The following is a 14,066-nucleotide window of genomic DNA, read 5'->3' on the forward strand; positions in this document are numbered from 1 at the left end:
TCAAGCTGCCAGGCGCTTTTGCGCCGGCCGGGTTGTTTGCGCGCCGCGTGCCGCGTTGACCGCCATCAGGCGCGCGTGGCGGGTGCGTTCGAATTTGAACAGGCTGAAGGCATCGCGCAGGTGGCCGGCTTCATCGGCCAGGCTGACGGCGGCGGCGGCGGCTTCTTCCACCAGGCCGGCGTTCTGCTGCGTCACCTGGTCCATGTGGTTCACAGCCTGGTTGACCTGGTCGACGCCGATGCTCTGCTCGCGCGAAGCGGTGGAGATATCGTGCATGATGCTGGTGACCTGCTTGACCGAGTTCACCACCTGGTCCATGGTGGCGCCGGCGCGCTGGGCACGTTCCATGCCGGCGCTGACCTTGTCGACGGAAATTTCGATCAGCTGCTTGATGTCCTTGGCCGCGGCGGAGGAACGCTGCGCCAGGTTGCGCACTTCGCTCGCCACGACAGCGAAACCGCGGCCCTGTTCACCGGCACGCGCTGCCTCCACGGCGGCGTTCAGCGCCAGGATGTTGGTCTGGAAGGCGATACCCTCGATCAGGCCGATGATGTCCACCACGCGTTTGGAGGAGGTGTTGATCTCATCCATCGTCGCAATCACTTCGGACACGATCTCACCGCCCTGCACTGCCACGTCGGAAGCGTTGACCGCCAGTTCATTCGCCTGCATCGAATTGTCGGCATTGGCTTTTACTGTCGACGAAAACTCTTCGATGCTCGATGCAGTCTTTTCCAGGCTGGCCGCCTGCGATTCGGTGCGGTCCGCCAGGTCGGCATTGCCGGCGGCGATCTGCTTGGTCGCCACAGCCATCGCGTCGATGTTGAAGCGCACGTCGCGGATGGTGGCGATCAGGTTGTTGTTCATCTGCTGCAAGGCGCGCAGCAGCTGGCCCACTTCATCGGTACTGTCGGTATCGAAGGAGCCGGTCAGGTCGCCCGCCGCGATCAGGCGTGCGCCTTCGAGCGCCCGGCCCAATGGCTGAAGCATGCCGCTGCGCAGGGTGTACCACAGGAAAACGTTGATCAGGAAGCCAAAAGCGGTTGCGCCGAAAATGCCCCAGCGCGTCACATTGCTGGTGCCGTCCGCGAACAGCGCCGCCAGGCAGACCGCGATCTGCAGCACGTTGACCACGCTGGTGGCCAGCCAAATGCGCATCGCCAGCGACGTATGGCTCAGGCGCCCCACCATGTTCGACAGGCCAAGATGCACGATCTGCCCGTTCTTGATGCGGATATCGCGGGCGCCGCCCCGGATTTTGCGGTAAGCCTCGGTGGCGGCGGTGATCTGCCGGCGCTCGGCCTTGGTGCGCACCGACATATAGCCGATGGTGCGGCCGTTTTCCTTGATCGGGGTGATGTTGGCTTTGACCCAGTAGAAGTCGCCGTTCTTGCAGCGGTTTTTCACCAGGCCGGTCCAGGGAATGCCGGCGCGGATGGTTTGCCAAAGATCGGCAAACGCTTCCGGCGGCATGTCGGGATGGCGGATGATGTTTTGCGGCTGGCCAATCAGCTCCGCAGCGGAGAAGCCGCTGATTTGCTCGAAGTAGGGATTGACGTAGACGATATTGCCTTCCAGGTCCGTCTTGGAGACGATCGCCTGGTCTTCGTCGAGCTCTACTTCCTGCTTGGTTACCGGTAAATTCTGACGCATCGCGCGCTCCCTGTTGACTTTCTTGCCATGACGCAAGATCACAGGGATAAGTCTAGGGACTTGGGCGCGCTTTTTTAATGATGTAGATCAAATCTGGCCGGGTTGGCCGAACTTAGCCTGCTAAGCCACTTCGACGGGGATTGCCGAAGTATCGCGAACATTCTTTTGCACTGCCACGGCAGCGAACAGGCTCAGCACAAAAGACATGGCATAAAAGCCCTTTTCGCTGGGCGCCAGCGTGGCATTCCACAGGCCGACTGCCAGCAGCAGGATGGCCGCGGCGGTGGAAACCCAGCACAGGCCGAAGTACATGCCGGTCACGCGGACGCCTTCCACCCTGTCGCGCACGGACTTTTGCAGCGATACGGCCGAAAACAGGCCGTAGAGCAGCAAGGTCAGGTAATAGCCCTTCTCATTCAACTGCATCTGCGCATTCCACAGGCCGACGAGGAAGGCGGCGGCGCCCAGCAGCAGGGCAGTCCACGATGCACCGATAAAAGCGCCGGACGGGCGGGAATGGGTCGACATGGCGGTTCTCCTTATTAAAAATGACAGTTTGCGCTCAAGCGGCTGCTTAACGCTTGAGCAGGCTCAACACTTTGCTGCCGATTGTCACGGCGGCCAGCACGATGGCGCCAGCGATCACGCCGCCAATGGCATCCAGTGCAGTCGGGGTGACAGCCGCCAGCAGGGGGCCAACACCGCCCACCGAGCGGGCGGCTTCGGAAGCATGGTGGATCACATCATGCGCACCAGGAATGCCGTGCAGCAGGATCGAGCCGCCGACCATGAACATGGCCACGGTACCGGCCACTGACAGGAATCGCATCAGCTTGGGGGCCGCATTCAGCAGGATGCGGCCGAAAGCCTGCACGCCCGCGCCGCCGCGCTTGCTCAGGTAGAGGCCGGCGTCGTCCATCTTCACGATAGCGCCGACCAGGCCGTACACACCCAGGGTCATCACGATGGCAATACCAACCAGCACGGTCACCTGCTGCATGAAGGACGCTTCGGCCACGGTGCCCAGCGCGATCACGATGATCTCGGCCGACAGGATGAAGTCGGTGCGCACGGCGCCCTTGACCTTCTCCTTTTCCATTGCAACCAGGTCAACATCCTGGTTGGCATCGACCAGTTCCTTGTGGTGCTGCTCGTCTTCGGATGGGGAATGCAGCAGCTTGTGGGCGATCTTCTCGAAGCCCTCGAAGCACAGGTAAGCGCCGCCCATCATCAGCAGCGGCGTAATGGCCCACGGTGCCAGGGCGCTGATGGCCAGCGCTGCCGGCACCAGGATCGCCTTGTTGACCAGGGAACCGCGCGCCACCGCCCAGACCACGGGCAGCTCACGGTCCGCCTGCACCCCGGCCACCTGCTGCGCATTGAGCGCCAGGTCGTCGCCCAGCACACCTGCGGTCTTCTTGGCAGCCACTTTGCTCATGGCAGCCACGTCATCCAGGATAGAGGCAATATCGTCAATCAGGGCAAGCAGGCTCGAACCGGCCATTTCGTATAACTCCAAAGAAAAATTTCAAGATCGACAATCTAACACGCCGCCGCTGCCGGCGGAGGCCTTCAACGCTACAATGAATCTTTTATTCGTCGGTAATCGGTCATGACTTTCACCACCTGGATCACCTTTGTCATCGCCGCCTGCATCATCGCCGTGTCGCCCGGTTCGGGCGCCGTGTTGTCGATGTCGCATGGCCTGTCTTATGGCGTGAAGCGCACCACCGCCACCATCTTCGGCCTGCAACTGGGCTTGCTGCTGGTGCTGGCGATCGCCGGCGCGGGCGTCGGCTCCCTGCTGATCGCCTCCGAATTCGCCTTCAGCGTCGTGAAGACGGTGGGCGCCCTGTACCTGATCTGGCTCGGCTTCAGCCAATGGCGCGCCAAGGTCGCCGCCGGCGAAGGCGTGCACGCCACCCACCAGGCCCTGCCGGCCTTCCGCAAGCGCGTGATGATTGGCTTCCTGACCAACTCTACCAACCCCAAGGGCATCATTTTCATGGTGGCTGTGCTGCCGCAGTTCATCAACCAGCATGCGCCGCTGCTGCCGCAACTGGCCATCCTGGCGGCGACCATGTGCGTGATCGACCTGGTCGTGATGCACAGCTACGCCTTCCTGGCATCGTCAATGCAGCGCTTCTTCCGTCAACAATCGGCGATCAAGATGCAAAATCGGGTATTCGGCGGCCTCCTGATGTTTATCGGCGGCGCCCTGTTCTTCGTCAAACGTGGAGCGGCCCAGGCATGACGACCCGGTTCCGGCATTACAAGGGCGGCATTTACGAGTTGGTATGCGAAGCCACCCTGGAATCCGACCTCAGTACCATGATCGTGTACAGGGCGGCCAATGGCTCGATCTGGTGCCGCCCGCGCGAAATCTTCTTTGAAATCATCGAGGTAGATGGCCAGAAGGTGCAGCGCTTCACTCCCATTTGAAATTATTTGTAACTTGCGTCCTCATTTCCGCGGCTCAGGCGTTATATAAAAACAAAAACGCCTTAGAACGTTCCCCTTGGAGAGAGAAATGAGCCGCAAAATTGTGCACTTCCTGGTGCTGGCAGCCCTGGTTGCCGTGACTTCGGTTGCCATGGCCGACCCGCCAGCCCGGGTGGGCCGGGTCACCGTCACCGAAGGCCGGGTGACCATGCTGGTCGACGGTGAAGAAGAAACCGGCAACCTGATGAACTGGCCGGTCACCAGCAACAACCACCTGACCACCGCCCCCGGGGCCCGCGCGGAATTTCGCGTCGGCTCCACTGCCGTTCGCCTGGATGGCGATTCGGACATCGAGGTGGAGCAGCTGGACGATGAACGCCTGCGCCTGCGCCTGAATTACGGCACCGCCAGCGTGCGCCTGCGCGATCCAGGCATGCTCAATGATTTCGAACTCCTGACGCCGCAAGCCCGTGTCACGCTGCCCGAGCCCGGCGCTTTCCGCGTCGATACCGAACGCGCCCCCGACACCACCGTCGTCAACGTCTTTGCCGGCACTGCCCGCGTTGAAGGCGCTGGCAATATGCTGAATGCCCGCAGCGGCAAGCGGGTGGAAGTGCGCGGCGACGAAATCTTTACCGCGCTCGCGATGCGTGACGCTTTTGACGACTGGGCCAGCAACCGCGACCGCCGCGACGAGCGCCCGATCGCCGCCCGCTACGTTCCGCTCGACATGACCGGCTACGAGGACCTGGACCAGTACGGCAACTGGGTCGATGACCGCGAATATGGCACCGTCTGGTTCCCGCGCGCGGTGCCGGTTGGCTGGGCGCCTTACCGCGATGGCCGCTGGGTCTGGGTTTCGCCTTGGGGCTGGACCTGGGTCGACAACTCGCCATGGGGTTATGCACCGTTCCACTACGGCCGCTGGGTCACGGTGGGCGGCCGCTGGTGCTGGACGCCGGGCCGCGTTGTAGGCCGCCCAGTGTGGTCGCCGGCGCTGGTGGGCTGGGTAGGCGGCAATAACTGGAGCGTCAGCTTCAGCTCGGGCCGTCCGGCAGCGCCGGCTGTGGGCTGGTATCCACTGACCCCGCGCGACCGCTATGTGCCGGCGTACCGCGTGTCGGCCGATGTCGAACGCCGCCTGATCTGGAATCACCGCACCAATGAACGCTGGCATGACCGCTTCCCTGATCGTGACCGTGACGGCCGCCGCGATGGCGTAACGGCACTGCCGCGCGATCAGTTCGACCGTGGCCGCCAAATCCCAGTCAACAATGTAGCGCGCGTCACGCCGCAGGATGTGCGCAACGTGCCGCAAATGGCCACGCCGCCTCAAGTGACGATGGCCCCTAACCGTCCCGTGCAATGGAACCGTGACGGCCGCGATGAACGCGGCAATCGCGACCGGTTCGACCGCAATGAACGTGGCCAGGACCGCCGCGCTGAGCAGCAACGCCAGCCGCTTCTGCAGACCCAGCCGCAAGTGCAACCGCAGCAGCAGCAGTCACAGCCACAGCAGTTGCAGCTTGCGCCGCAACGCCAGATCCGCACCGACAGCGACGAACGTGAGTCCTGGCGCGGCCGCAATGCGCGCGACGAGCAGCGCCGCCAGATGACCACCACGTCTCCGCAACAGCAGCAGCCAGTGCAGTTGCAGGCCGCCCCGTCGCAAATGCAGCAACAGCAGCAGCAACAGCAACAGCAGCAGCGGATGGACCAGCAGCGCGCAGAGCAGCAACGCATGGAGCAGCAGCAGCGAATCGAGCAGCAACAGCGCGCCGAGCAGCAGCAACGTGAAGAACAGCAGCGCCGCATGGAGCAGCAGCAACGCAACGAGCAACGCATGGAGGCGCGTGACCGCGGCGGTCGCATGGAGGCCGAAGAACGCCGCCGCGAAGCCGCGCAAATGCAGGCAGCGCAAGCCCGCCAGCAGCAAGCTTCGCCACCGCCGCAGCTTCAGGCAGCTCCAGTGCAGCAATCGCAGCCGCAGCAACAGCAGCAACAGCAGCGCCGTGAGCAGCAGGAAAAACGCCACGAATCGCGCAATGACAAGCGGGAAGACAACAACCGCTAACGGAATCGCAAAGCACGTAGTCTTTGGCCAGCCGTCCCCCGACGGCTGGCTTTTTTATTGGGATGACGGCGAACTTGCCTGCGCTGCTGGCAGAGTTTATTTCCCGATCCGCGCGCGCTGACGAATCCGTTCGCGCCACTCGCCCAAAGCGGACAGCGCGCCATGGAATTCGCGCTCGATCAGGTCGGCTTCCGCCTCGGTCACTTTGCCATCAAGCAGGGCTTCGGACACCGCCTCCGCCACAGCGCCCACCTGGGCCATCACCTTGCAGACCGTCTGCGACAGGTCGTCATTGCTCACTTCATCCGGGATTGGAACCATGAACGCCGCCATGCCATGCCGCGTCAGCAAGGCATGCAAAGGAAGCATAGCCTCCGAAACGCCCGCCTTGTGGCACAAGTCAACGATGGTCGACACCTCTTCGAACGAGGGATAGTGCGAAGCGATGGTTGGCGCCAGCTTATTGCGCAGCACATTGGCCGAAATGCCCATTTGCTGGGCAAGCGCCTCGATACCGCCAGGGAAGGTGCGCGCCACCTTGTACAGCGCGTCATGTTGGTTCATGTCCAGGTATTTCTTAGTCATGGTGAAGCAAGCCTTTTTTTACCGATGCGGTCAGATTGTTCAAACGATATCCTGATTTTCATCAAAGTTTAACTACCTGACAACGGTGAAATTCATGTTCAAGCGCAATCGCTTCGCGGCCGTCATGGCAATCGTGGTGGCAATTGTAGTCGCCAACCCGGCCGACGCCCGTCCTGGCGGCTCTTACCGCAGCGGCTTTTCCTCGGCCCGCAGCGCGCCAACGCGCAGTGTTGCCACCCCGAAGCAGCCGTCCTTCGGCAGCTTTGGCCAGCGCCAGTCGCAGCCTCCTGCTGCGGCACGCGCTCCGCAACGTGATTCGGCCATGTCGCGCGACCTTGACCGCAAGGCCGCCCAGGACCAGGCCATGCGAACTTATGACGCCCGTACCGGCGCCAGCACCACGGCCGCAGCAGGCGGCGCTCTGCCTCCGCTGAACCCGGTACTGCCCGGCGGCAGCAACGGTGGCGCCTATAACGGCGGCGGCGCCTACGCCCAGCACAGCGTGCCAGGCAGCGGCTCCACCAGCGCCCCGGCGCCGGTGATTGTCCGCGAAAGCAATAGCCACTGGCTGTGGGGCATCGGCGGCTTCATGCTGGGCCGCGCAACGGGCAGCCACGCGGCGCCGGCGCCGGTCATCGTCCAGAACGCACCTGCGCCTGCCGTCCAGCAGGCGGACGTATCGGGCAGCTCCGGCGCCATGGCGGATGCGGCGGGCGCCAACGATATCGCCACCGCCGGTGCAAGTCCGGTGCAGGCGGCGGCAGCCAAGCCGGCCGCCCACCAATCCAGCACCTTGGCCAAGCTCGCGGTAGCCCTGCTGATCGGCGGCCTGGTCTGGCTGGCATGGAAAGCCTTCCGCCTGATGGCCACGGCACAAGCAGTGAAAAAGAACGCCAACTACTCGTTTGAAAGGAACTAAGGAATGGGCTGGAAAGACGCCATCGATTACCTGCGCAGCGGCGCCAAGCAGCGTGGCATCGGCAGTGACGCGCCACAGCAGGAAGACCGCGCCCTGCCGCTGGAGGCCAGGATCGGCAGCCTGGTGGAGCTGCAAATGTCTCCGCTGCTGCGCGCCAGCGCAAACGGTTCGCTGGTCGCCCTGCCGCAAGCGGAAGACAGCCGGATTCTCGCCATTTCCCAGTTCAAGCTGTCGATGGCGGGCCGCCTCTACCGCTATTACCTGGCCAAAGGCGATGAAGACGACCGCGAAAAATTCCTCCAGCTGTACGTCGATGAACACGGCGACGTGAAGGAAATCCTGTACTGCACGCAGCTGGTGCGCTTCATCCCAACTACGGTGGAAGACCAGGACGCCTTCACGGGCAGCGGCGGTAGCGGCCTGGGCGACCTGCAATTCAGCCTGTGGCGCAGCCAGCTGGAAGACAGCGGCGCCGACAACGAAGTGCTGGCAACCGCGTTCGGCGAGCAGGAAGCGCTGGATTTCGAACGCGATGCCGGCGACCCGAACGCCGGTTTCGTCCCGCCCTTCACGGGTACCGAAACCCGCATCGATGACGCCAGTGGGATGCAGGGCCTGAAGCAAGAGCTGTACTTCATGCCCTACGCCCGCCGGCTGGGCGACGGCAGCAAGGAATACCTGCTGGTCACGACTGAGATTGTGCAGAGCGTGAACGGCGACGCAAGAAAACGCGGGATACACGTCGATTTCGTCGTGGGCATTCCGGTGGAGCAGGAACGGCTGGTCATCCAATAACGACCGCCGCATTGGTACATTGAACTTAACCCGAAAGGAAGCAACATGAGCAACTCGAATGGCTGGGCCCTGACTGCACGACTGATTTCCAAGCACTTTGGCGCCTTGGGCGACCGCGTCTCGGAAGCGATCGCCAGTTTTGACCCGGAAACGGCGACCGAGGCCGACCGCGACCGCCTGGCCGACACCCTGCGCAGCGCCGCGCAAAAGCTGGCCCAGGCCCGCGCCGCCTTCAACAAGGAGCGTGACGACGTGGTCCGCCTGCGCAAGCTGATCGAAACCGACGAAAAAGCCACCGGCACCCTGGCCGAACGCCTGGCCGCCGGCCAGATTTCGGAAGCGACGATCAACATGTTCTGCGACGAGCTGGAAGCCAACAAGAACCGCTTGCCGCAGGAGATCCAGGAAGAAGCCGACGCCCAGGCCTACATGGAAGAACTGCAGAAGATCGTCGACGCCCTGTCGCAGCAGCTGGCCGACTTCGACGCCGCCGCGAAAAAAGCGATGCAAGCCCTGGCCCAGGCCAAGGCCCAGCGCGACCTGCAGGAAGTGCGCGCCGATCGCCAAAGCCAGCTGGCCAACCTGTCCGGCATGCGCGGCAACACCAGCGCCCTGAACGCGCTGACCAAGCGTGCGCAGCAGATCAGCAACGAGGCGGAAGGCATGAAGATCGTCTCCGACATCGGCCAGCGCCCTTACGACCAGGCAGCCGAAATCGAAGCGATCCGCAAATCGGTCACCAACCCGGCCAACGGCAACGAGTCGGCCCTGGAACGCCTGCAGCGTTTATCCAACAAGGCTCCAGCCACGGCCTGACCTTGAAATATGGCCCGACGGGGCCATATAGGTATCGATGTAAAATGGAACCCGGCGCGACTCGCACCGCGCCGGTTTTTTTTTTACCCGATTGGAACAGCCATGATGAAGACCATCCCCCCTGAAGAGTCCCTCATTGAGTATCCGAGCGACTTCCCGATCAAGGTGATGGGCGCTACCCACGACGCATTTGCGCCCACTATCCTCGAAGTGGTGTGCAAACACGATCCATCTTTCCATGAAGGGAAAATGGAGACGCGTCCGTCCGGCAAAGGCAACTTCACCGGCCTGACCTGTACCGTTCGCGCCACCAGCCGCGAGCAGCTCGATGCGCTGTACAGCGAGCTGTCTGGCCACCCGATGGTCAAGATGGTGCTTTAAGGAGCCGGCTGCGGGCGATCTCCGCCTTCAGCCACTCCCGGAACGCCCGCACCTGCGGTTTCTGCAGGGCGCCGGGCGGACTGACCAGGTAGTAATCATCCGGGCACGGCGCGGCAATATCGAAAAGCCGCACCAGCTGGCCCGAGGCAATTTCCTGCATCGCCACGATATGACGCACCAGCGCCACCCCGTCACCATCGACGGCTGAGCGGATCAGCATCGACAAATCCTCGAACATCACGCCGCCGGAAGGCTCCGGCAAGTCAAGTCCCGCAGTCCGGAACCAGGGTTGCCATGGCTCGTTTGAACGCAGCAAAGTCGCCTTCGCCAAGTCCTGTGGGCAAGCGGGCAGTTGTCCATCGCGATAGCGAGGACTCACTACGGGATAGTAGATCTCGCCGATCAGCCGCTCCACCTCGAGCCCCGGATACTTGCCGCGGCCGAAGCGGATGCCGACGTCGATCCCTTCCCGCACCAGGTCTTGCAACGCCCCGCTGGCCTGCAGGATCACCTCGACGTCCGGATGCTGTTCGATGAATTGGCCCAGCCGTGGCGCCAGCCAGCGCGCAGCAAACGAAGGAATGGCGGTGACGCTCAGCCGCTGGACACCTTCCGGCGGACGCAATTTGGCCGCGCCATCGGCCAGCTCCGCCAGGCAGCGCGCCACCGTCGCAGCGTAGTGCCGCGCTTCCGCAGTCGCCGTCACCTGCCGCCCATTGCGCACGAACAGTTGCACGCCCAATTCTTCCTCCAGTCCGCGCACCTGGTGGCTGATCGCCCCGTGTGTCAGGCATAGCTCCGCCGCCGCCCGCGAGAAGTTCTCGTGGCGTACCGCCGCCTCGAAGGCGCGCAGCGCGGACAAATTCGGCAAACGCATATCGTTGTGAGAAAAATTAGCTAGGCAATAGAAAATATATCGTTTTGGCAAGCATGAAGCAAGGCATACCATGTGAATAAACCTAACCAAAGCCGGAGCCCGCGCCATGAGCCTCAAACTGTATGTGGACAGCCAGTTCACCAGCCCCTATGCCATTTCCGCCTTCGTCGCCCTGCGCGAAAAAGGCCTCGATTTCGAGATGGAGACCGTGGACCTGGAGGCCGGCAAGAACAAGGAACTGTCCTATACCGGCAAGGCGTTGACCGGCCGCGTGCCCTGCCTGGTGCATAACGACTTCATGCTGACCGAGTCGAGCGCCATCACCGAATACCTGGACGAGATGTTTCCCGCCCCGGAACACCGTGCCCTCTACCCGGTGCTGCCCCAGAAACGCGCGGTCGCCCGCCAGATCCAGGCTTGGGTGCGCAGCGACCTGGGCGTCTTGAGGGAAGAGCGCAGCACCTACACGGTGTTCTACCGCCGCGCCGAACAGCCGCTGTCCCCCGCCGCCCAGGCGGCGGCGGATAAGCTGATCCACTTGGCCGAGCGCGTGATCGAAGGCCCGAACCTGTTCGGCCGCTGGTGCATCGCCGATACCGACCTGGCAGTCATGCTGAGCAGGCTGGTGATGAATGGCGACCCGGTGCCGCAAAAACTCAAGGATTACGTCGCGCACCAATGGCAGCGGGAGTCCCTGCAAGATTGGCTAAAGAACATTAACCTGATGCCAGCTTAAGGAAATCGGCATAAAACTGCTCAGTCATTAAGCAGTGGCATGGCTGGAAAGGTATAATGGCGGGGCTTTTTCCGACCAGAAGTCATATGCCTATCCAGCCGGCGGTCATCCGCCATCTCGGCCAAGCCGAATACGAGCCAACTTTCGCAGCGATGCGCGCCTTCACCGACGCGCGCCAGGAAGATACGCCCGACGAACTGTGGATCGTCGAGCACCCGCCCGTCTATACGCTGGGCCTGGGCGCGAACCGCGGCCACCTGCTGGCCGGCGCGACCAGCATTCCCGTGGTGCAGACCGACCGCGGCGGCGAAGTGACTTTCCACGGTCCCGGCCAGGTCGTGATTTACCTGATGATGGACCTGCGCCGCAACAAGAAAGGCGGCAAGCTGTACGCCCGCCAGTTCGTCAACAAGATCGAAGAAGCGATCATCAATGTGCTGGCCGCGTATAATCTCGCCGGTGAGCGCATCGAAGGTGCGCCCGGTATCTATATCGCCAACGGCCCGAAAAAAGGCGCGAAGATCGCCGCCCTCGGCTTGAAGGTGCGCGGCAATGGCTGCACCTACCACGGCGTATCGCTGAACGTGGGCATGGACCTGGCCCCCTTCACCTGGATCAATCCCTGCGGTTACGCAGGCCTGGAAACCATCGACATGCGTTCGATGGGCGTGGATGTCCCGCTGGCCGATGTCCAGCAGGCCCTGGCCAATGAGCTGGTCAATCAGCTCCACGTGGCCGAACCTGAATTAACTTGAAAGCAAGCAGCTATGACTTACAACCCAAGCGACAAGCAAAAAGGCGCCGACAAGACCTCCCGCATTCCGATCAAGATCATCCCGATCGAGCAGGCCGAACGCCTGAAGAAGCCGGAGTGGATCCGCGTGAAAGCGGCATCCCAGTCTTCCCGCTTCTACGAGATCAAGGACATCTTGCGCGAAAACAAGCTGGTGACCGTGTGCGAAGAAGCGAGCTGCCCGAACATCGGCGAATGCTTCGGCAAGGGTACTGCTACCTTCATGATCATGGGTGACAAGTGCACCCGCCGCTGCCCGTTCTGCGACGTGGGCCACGGCCGTCCGGACCCGCTGGACACTCAAGAGCCGATCAACCTGGCCAACACCATTGCCAAGCTGCGCCTGTCCTACGTTGTGATCACCTCCGTGGACCGCGACGACCTGCGCGACGGCGGTGCCGGCCACTTTGTCGAGTGCATCACCAAGACCAAGGAACTGTCGCCGAAGACCCAGGTTGAAGTGCTGGTGCCCGACTTCCGCGGCCGCCTGGAAAAGGCGCTGGACATCTTTGCTGACGGCCTGCCGGATGTGATGAACCACAACCTCGAAACCGTGCCGCGCCTGTACAAGGAAGCCCGCCCAGGCGCCGACTACCAGCACTCGCTGACGCTGCTGAAAGAGTTCAAGGAACGCTACCCGCACGTCAAGACCAAGTCCGGCCTGATGGTCGGCCTGGGCGAGACCGACGAAGAGATCCTGGAAGTGATGCGCGACATGCGCGCGCACAATATCGACATGCTGACCATCGGCCAGTACCTGGCGCCGTCGAACAGCCACCTGCCGGTGCGCCGTTACGTGCACCCTGATGTGTTCAAAATGTTCGAAGAAAAAGCCTACGAAATGGGCTTCGCCCACGCCGCCGTTGGCGCCATGGTGCGCTCCTCGTACCACGCCGACGTCCAGGCCCACAACGTCCTCGAGCAGGCGTAATCGCTCATCTGAACGTGTTCAGCGGCACTCGACGCTGAACACGTTCTGTACCGCCTTATCGAGCCTGCGTGCTCAAAATATGTTCAAGCGTCTGGTCGAAAATCGGCAATTCCCAGCTGACATTACGCAATTGCAGTGGAATCCGGGCCTTGGCGCCAACCTGGGCAATGTCTTGTCTCCGACAAAGGCTGGCAGCTCCAATGATCGCCAGCGCCAAGCCTAGTGGATTGGGGTGCAGTTTCGGTCCCGATTCGGAACGCAGTAAACTTTCAACGAACGAGATATCTGCACAGCGCTCTATGAAGGGCAGCATTTGATTCTCGAGCACGTCCAGAATTTCAGTCGTTTTTTCAGTCAAATCTTCTTCTGTGCTGATGCTGTATTTCTTCTGCCTCCCGGCAAAGTAGTCCGCTAGCAAGAGTATGGCCGTTTGTCTCGAACGCGCATCAGGCGATATCGTTGTATCAAATTTATTTGCGATTTCATCCAGCGAATCAAGCCGGACGGAAACCATGGGGGTAACGATTATTTTTGGCGCATAATCGACGATCCCGAAGCTTATGCAATGAAATCCACCTTCGAATTCACGGCTAAACGAATAGTCCCTCTTGTGGCTTTTGTAGCCCAAAGGCTTCACCTTTGCCGCGACAGCCTCGAAAATCGCGCTCCTGACCTCACTATTAAGCATCAATACACCTGGAACGTTATGCAGTCCAAGGATTATAAGATGCGGATTTGAGTTCAGCGGCATTCAACGCTGAACACGTTCTGTCCAGCCTTATCGCCTTTCCTTCCCCTGATCGTGCATGCTGTAACGCCGTCATCAAGGTGCTTTGAAAGCACGATCTCATTCAGCATTCCGTAACTGCATTGCAGCCATTTGCCGTCTGGGAATTGACCATGCAGATCGTAGGTGTCGATCCAGGCATTTGGTCCGTATATGGACTCCTCCTCGTTTGCAAACATTCCGTTCTTGAACACCAGGTGCGACTGCTCACGTATATCCGGTCTCTAACTGCGTTGCCTCTCTTGAGGCACGGACCATAATGGGCTATTCGCGCGCT

General features: G+C 61.7%; 17 protein-coding genes. 10 read left to right on the forward strand and 7 right to left on the reverse strand.

Going from position 1 to position 14,066, the window contains the following annotated elements; genetic code table 11:
• The 3 genes from GM658_RS15355 to GM658_RS15365 all read right to left on the reverse strand — a co-directional run bounded on the left by GM658_RS15355 (window position 1) and on the right by GM658_RS15365 (window position 3,157).
• Window positions 1-1,653, reverse strand: coding sequence for a methyl-accepting chemotaxis protein (locus GM658_RS15355; RefSeq protein ID WP_155454919.1), 1,653 nt, complete (start codon window positions 1,651-1,653; stop codon window positions 1-3).
• Between the two features lie 120 nt (window positions 1,654-1,773).
• Window positions 1,774-2,181, reverse strand: a complete 408-nt coding sequence (gene yiaA / locus GM658_RS15360; RefSeq protein WP_155454920.1) for an inner membrane protein YiaA — start codon at window positions 2,179-2,181, stop codon at window positions 1,774-1,776.
• A gap of 46 nt (window positions 2,182-2,227) precedes the next feature.
• Window positions 2,228-3,157, reverse strand: a complete 930-nt coding sequence (locus GM658_RS15365; protein ID WP_155454921.1) for a DUF808 domain-containing protein — start codon at window positions 3,155-3,157, stop codon at window positions 2,228-2,230.
• Window positions 3,158-3,265: 108 nt separating this feature from the next.
• On the opposite strand from GM658_RS15365, the gene GM658_RS15370 reads away from it, so the two are divergent.
• From GM658_RS15370 to GM658_RS15380, 3 genes are all read left to right on the forward strand, one after another.
• The gene (locus tag GM658_RS15370) at window positions 3,266-3,907 is read left to right on the forward strand and encodes a LysE family transporter (protein ID WP_155454922.1); all 642 of its coding nucleotides are present in this window, start codon (window positions 3,266-3,268) and stop codon (window positions 3,905-3,907) included.
• Entirely contained in the window at window positions 3,904-4,095 is a 192-nt protein-coding gene (locus tag GM658_RS15375; RefSeq protein ID WP_155454923.1) for a DUF1653 domain-containing protein, read from the forward strand. Before GM658_RS15370 ends, GM658_RS15375 begins: the two co-directional genes overlap by 4 nt.
• Window positions 4,096-4,183: 88 nt before the next feature.
• Entirely contained in the window at window positions 4,184-6,169 is a 1,986-nt protein-coding gene (locus GM658_RS15380) for a DUF6600 domain-containing protein (protein WP_155454924.1), read from the forward strand.
• Window positions 6,170-6,265: 96 nt separating this feature from the next.
• On the opposite strand, the gene GM658_RS15385 is transcribed toward GM658_RS15380, so the two are convergent.
• A complete protein-coding gene (locus tag GM658_RS15385) occupies window positions 6,266-6,754 on the reverse strand; it encodes a phage regulatory CII family protein (protein WP_155454925.1) in 489 nt (162 codons plus the stop codon).
• A 94-nt stretch (window positions 6,755-6,848) separates the two neighbouring features.
• Here GM658_RS15385 and GM658_RS15390 point away from each other — a divergent pair, with 94 nt between their 5' ends.
• The 4 genes from GM658_RS15390 (at window position 6,849) to GM658_RS15405 (ending at window position 9,665) form a co-directional block, all read left to right on the forward strand.
• Window positions 6,849-7,673, forward strand: a complete 825-nt coding sequence (locus GM658_RS15390; RefSeq protein ID WP_155454926.1) for a hypothetical protein — start codon at window positions 6,849-6,851, stop codon at window positions 7,671-7,673.
• Between the two features lie 3 nt (window positions 7,674-7,676).
• Window positions 7,677-8,468: a DUF2491 family protein gene (locus GM658_RS15395; protein WP_155454927.1), complete on the forward strand. Its 792-nt coding sequence runs from the start codon at window positions 7,677-7,679 to the stop codon at window positions 8,466-8,468.
• 45 nt (window positions 8,469-8,513) lie between these two features.
• Window positions 8,514-9,284 (forward strand): hypothetical protein, encoded by a 771-nt coding sequence (locus GM658_RS15400; protein ID WP_155454928.1) that lies wholly within the window; start codon window positions 8,514-8,516, stop codon window positions 9,282-9,284.
• A gap of 105 nt (window positions 9,285-9,389) precedes the next feature.
• Window positions 9,390-9,665 (forward strand): DUF493 family protein, encoded by a 276-nt coding sequence (locus GM658_RS15405; protein ID WP_155454949.1) that lies wholly within the window; start codon window positions 9,390-9,392, stop codon window positions 9,663-9,665.
• Here GM658_RS15405 and gcvA read toward each other — a convergent pair.
• Window positions 9,649-10,542, reverse strand: coding sequence for a transcriptional regulator GcvA (gcvA, locus tag GM658_RS15410; protein ID WP_155454929.1), 894 nt, complete (start codon window positions 10,540-10,542; stop codon window positions 9,649-9,651). The genes GM658_RS15405 and gcvA overlap by 17 nt on opposite strands.
• Window positions 10,543-10,648: 106 nt before the next feature.
• On the opposite strand from gcvA, the gene yfcF reads away from it, so the two are divergent.
• From yfcF to lipA, 3 genes are all read left to right on the forward strand, one after another.
• The gene (yfcF, locus tag GM658_RS15415) at window positions 10,649-11,278 is read left to right on the forward strand and encodes a glutathione transferase (protein ID WP_155454930.1); all 630 of its coding nucleotides are present in this window, start codon (window positions 10,649-10,651) and stop codon (window positions 11,276-11,278) included.
• 86 nt (window positions 11,279-11,364) lie between these two features.
• Window positions 11,365-12,033 (forward strand): lipoyl(octanoyl) transferase LipB, encoded by a 669-nt coding sequence (gene lipB / locus GM658_RS15420; protein WP_155454931.1) that lies wholly within the window; start codon window positions 11,365-11,367, stop codon window positions 12,031-12,033.
• A gap of 12 nt (window positions 12,034-12,045) precedes the next feature.
• Window positions 12,046-13,002, forward strand: a complete 957-nt coding sequence (lipA, locus tag GM658_RS15425; protein WP_155454932.1) for a lipoyl synthase — start codon at window positions 12,046-12,048, stop codon at window positions 13,000-13,002.
• Window positions 13,003-13,057: 55 nt separating this feature from the next.
• Here the strand turns inward: lipA and GM658_RS15430 are convergent, their stop codons facing one another.
• Both GM658_RS15430 and GM658_RS29785 read right to left on the reverse strand, forming a co-directional pair.
• Window positions 13,058-13,753, reverse strand: a complete 696-nt coding sequence (locus tag GM658_RS15430; protein WP_155454933.1) for a hypothetical protein — start codon at window positions 13,751-13,753, stop codon at window positions 13,058-13,060.
• Window positions 13,744-13,968 (reverse strand): STY0301 family protein, encoded by a 225-nt coding sequence (locus tag GM658_RS29785; RefSeq protein ID WP_371865118.1) that lies wholly within the window; start codon window positions 13,966-13,968, stop codon window positions 13,744-13,746. The genes GM658_RS15430 and GM658_RS29785 overlap by 10 nt, the downstream gene beginning before the upstream one ends.
• Window positions 13,969-14,066 lie beyond the last annotated feature (98 nt).

This window comes from Massilia eburnea (assembly GCF_009720745.1).
GTDB lineage: Bacteria > Pseudomonadota > Gammaproteobacteria > Burkholderiales > Burkholderiaceae_D > Rugamonas > Rugamonas eburnea.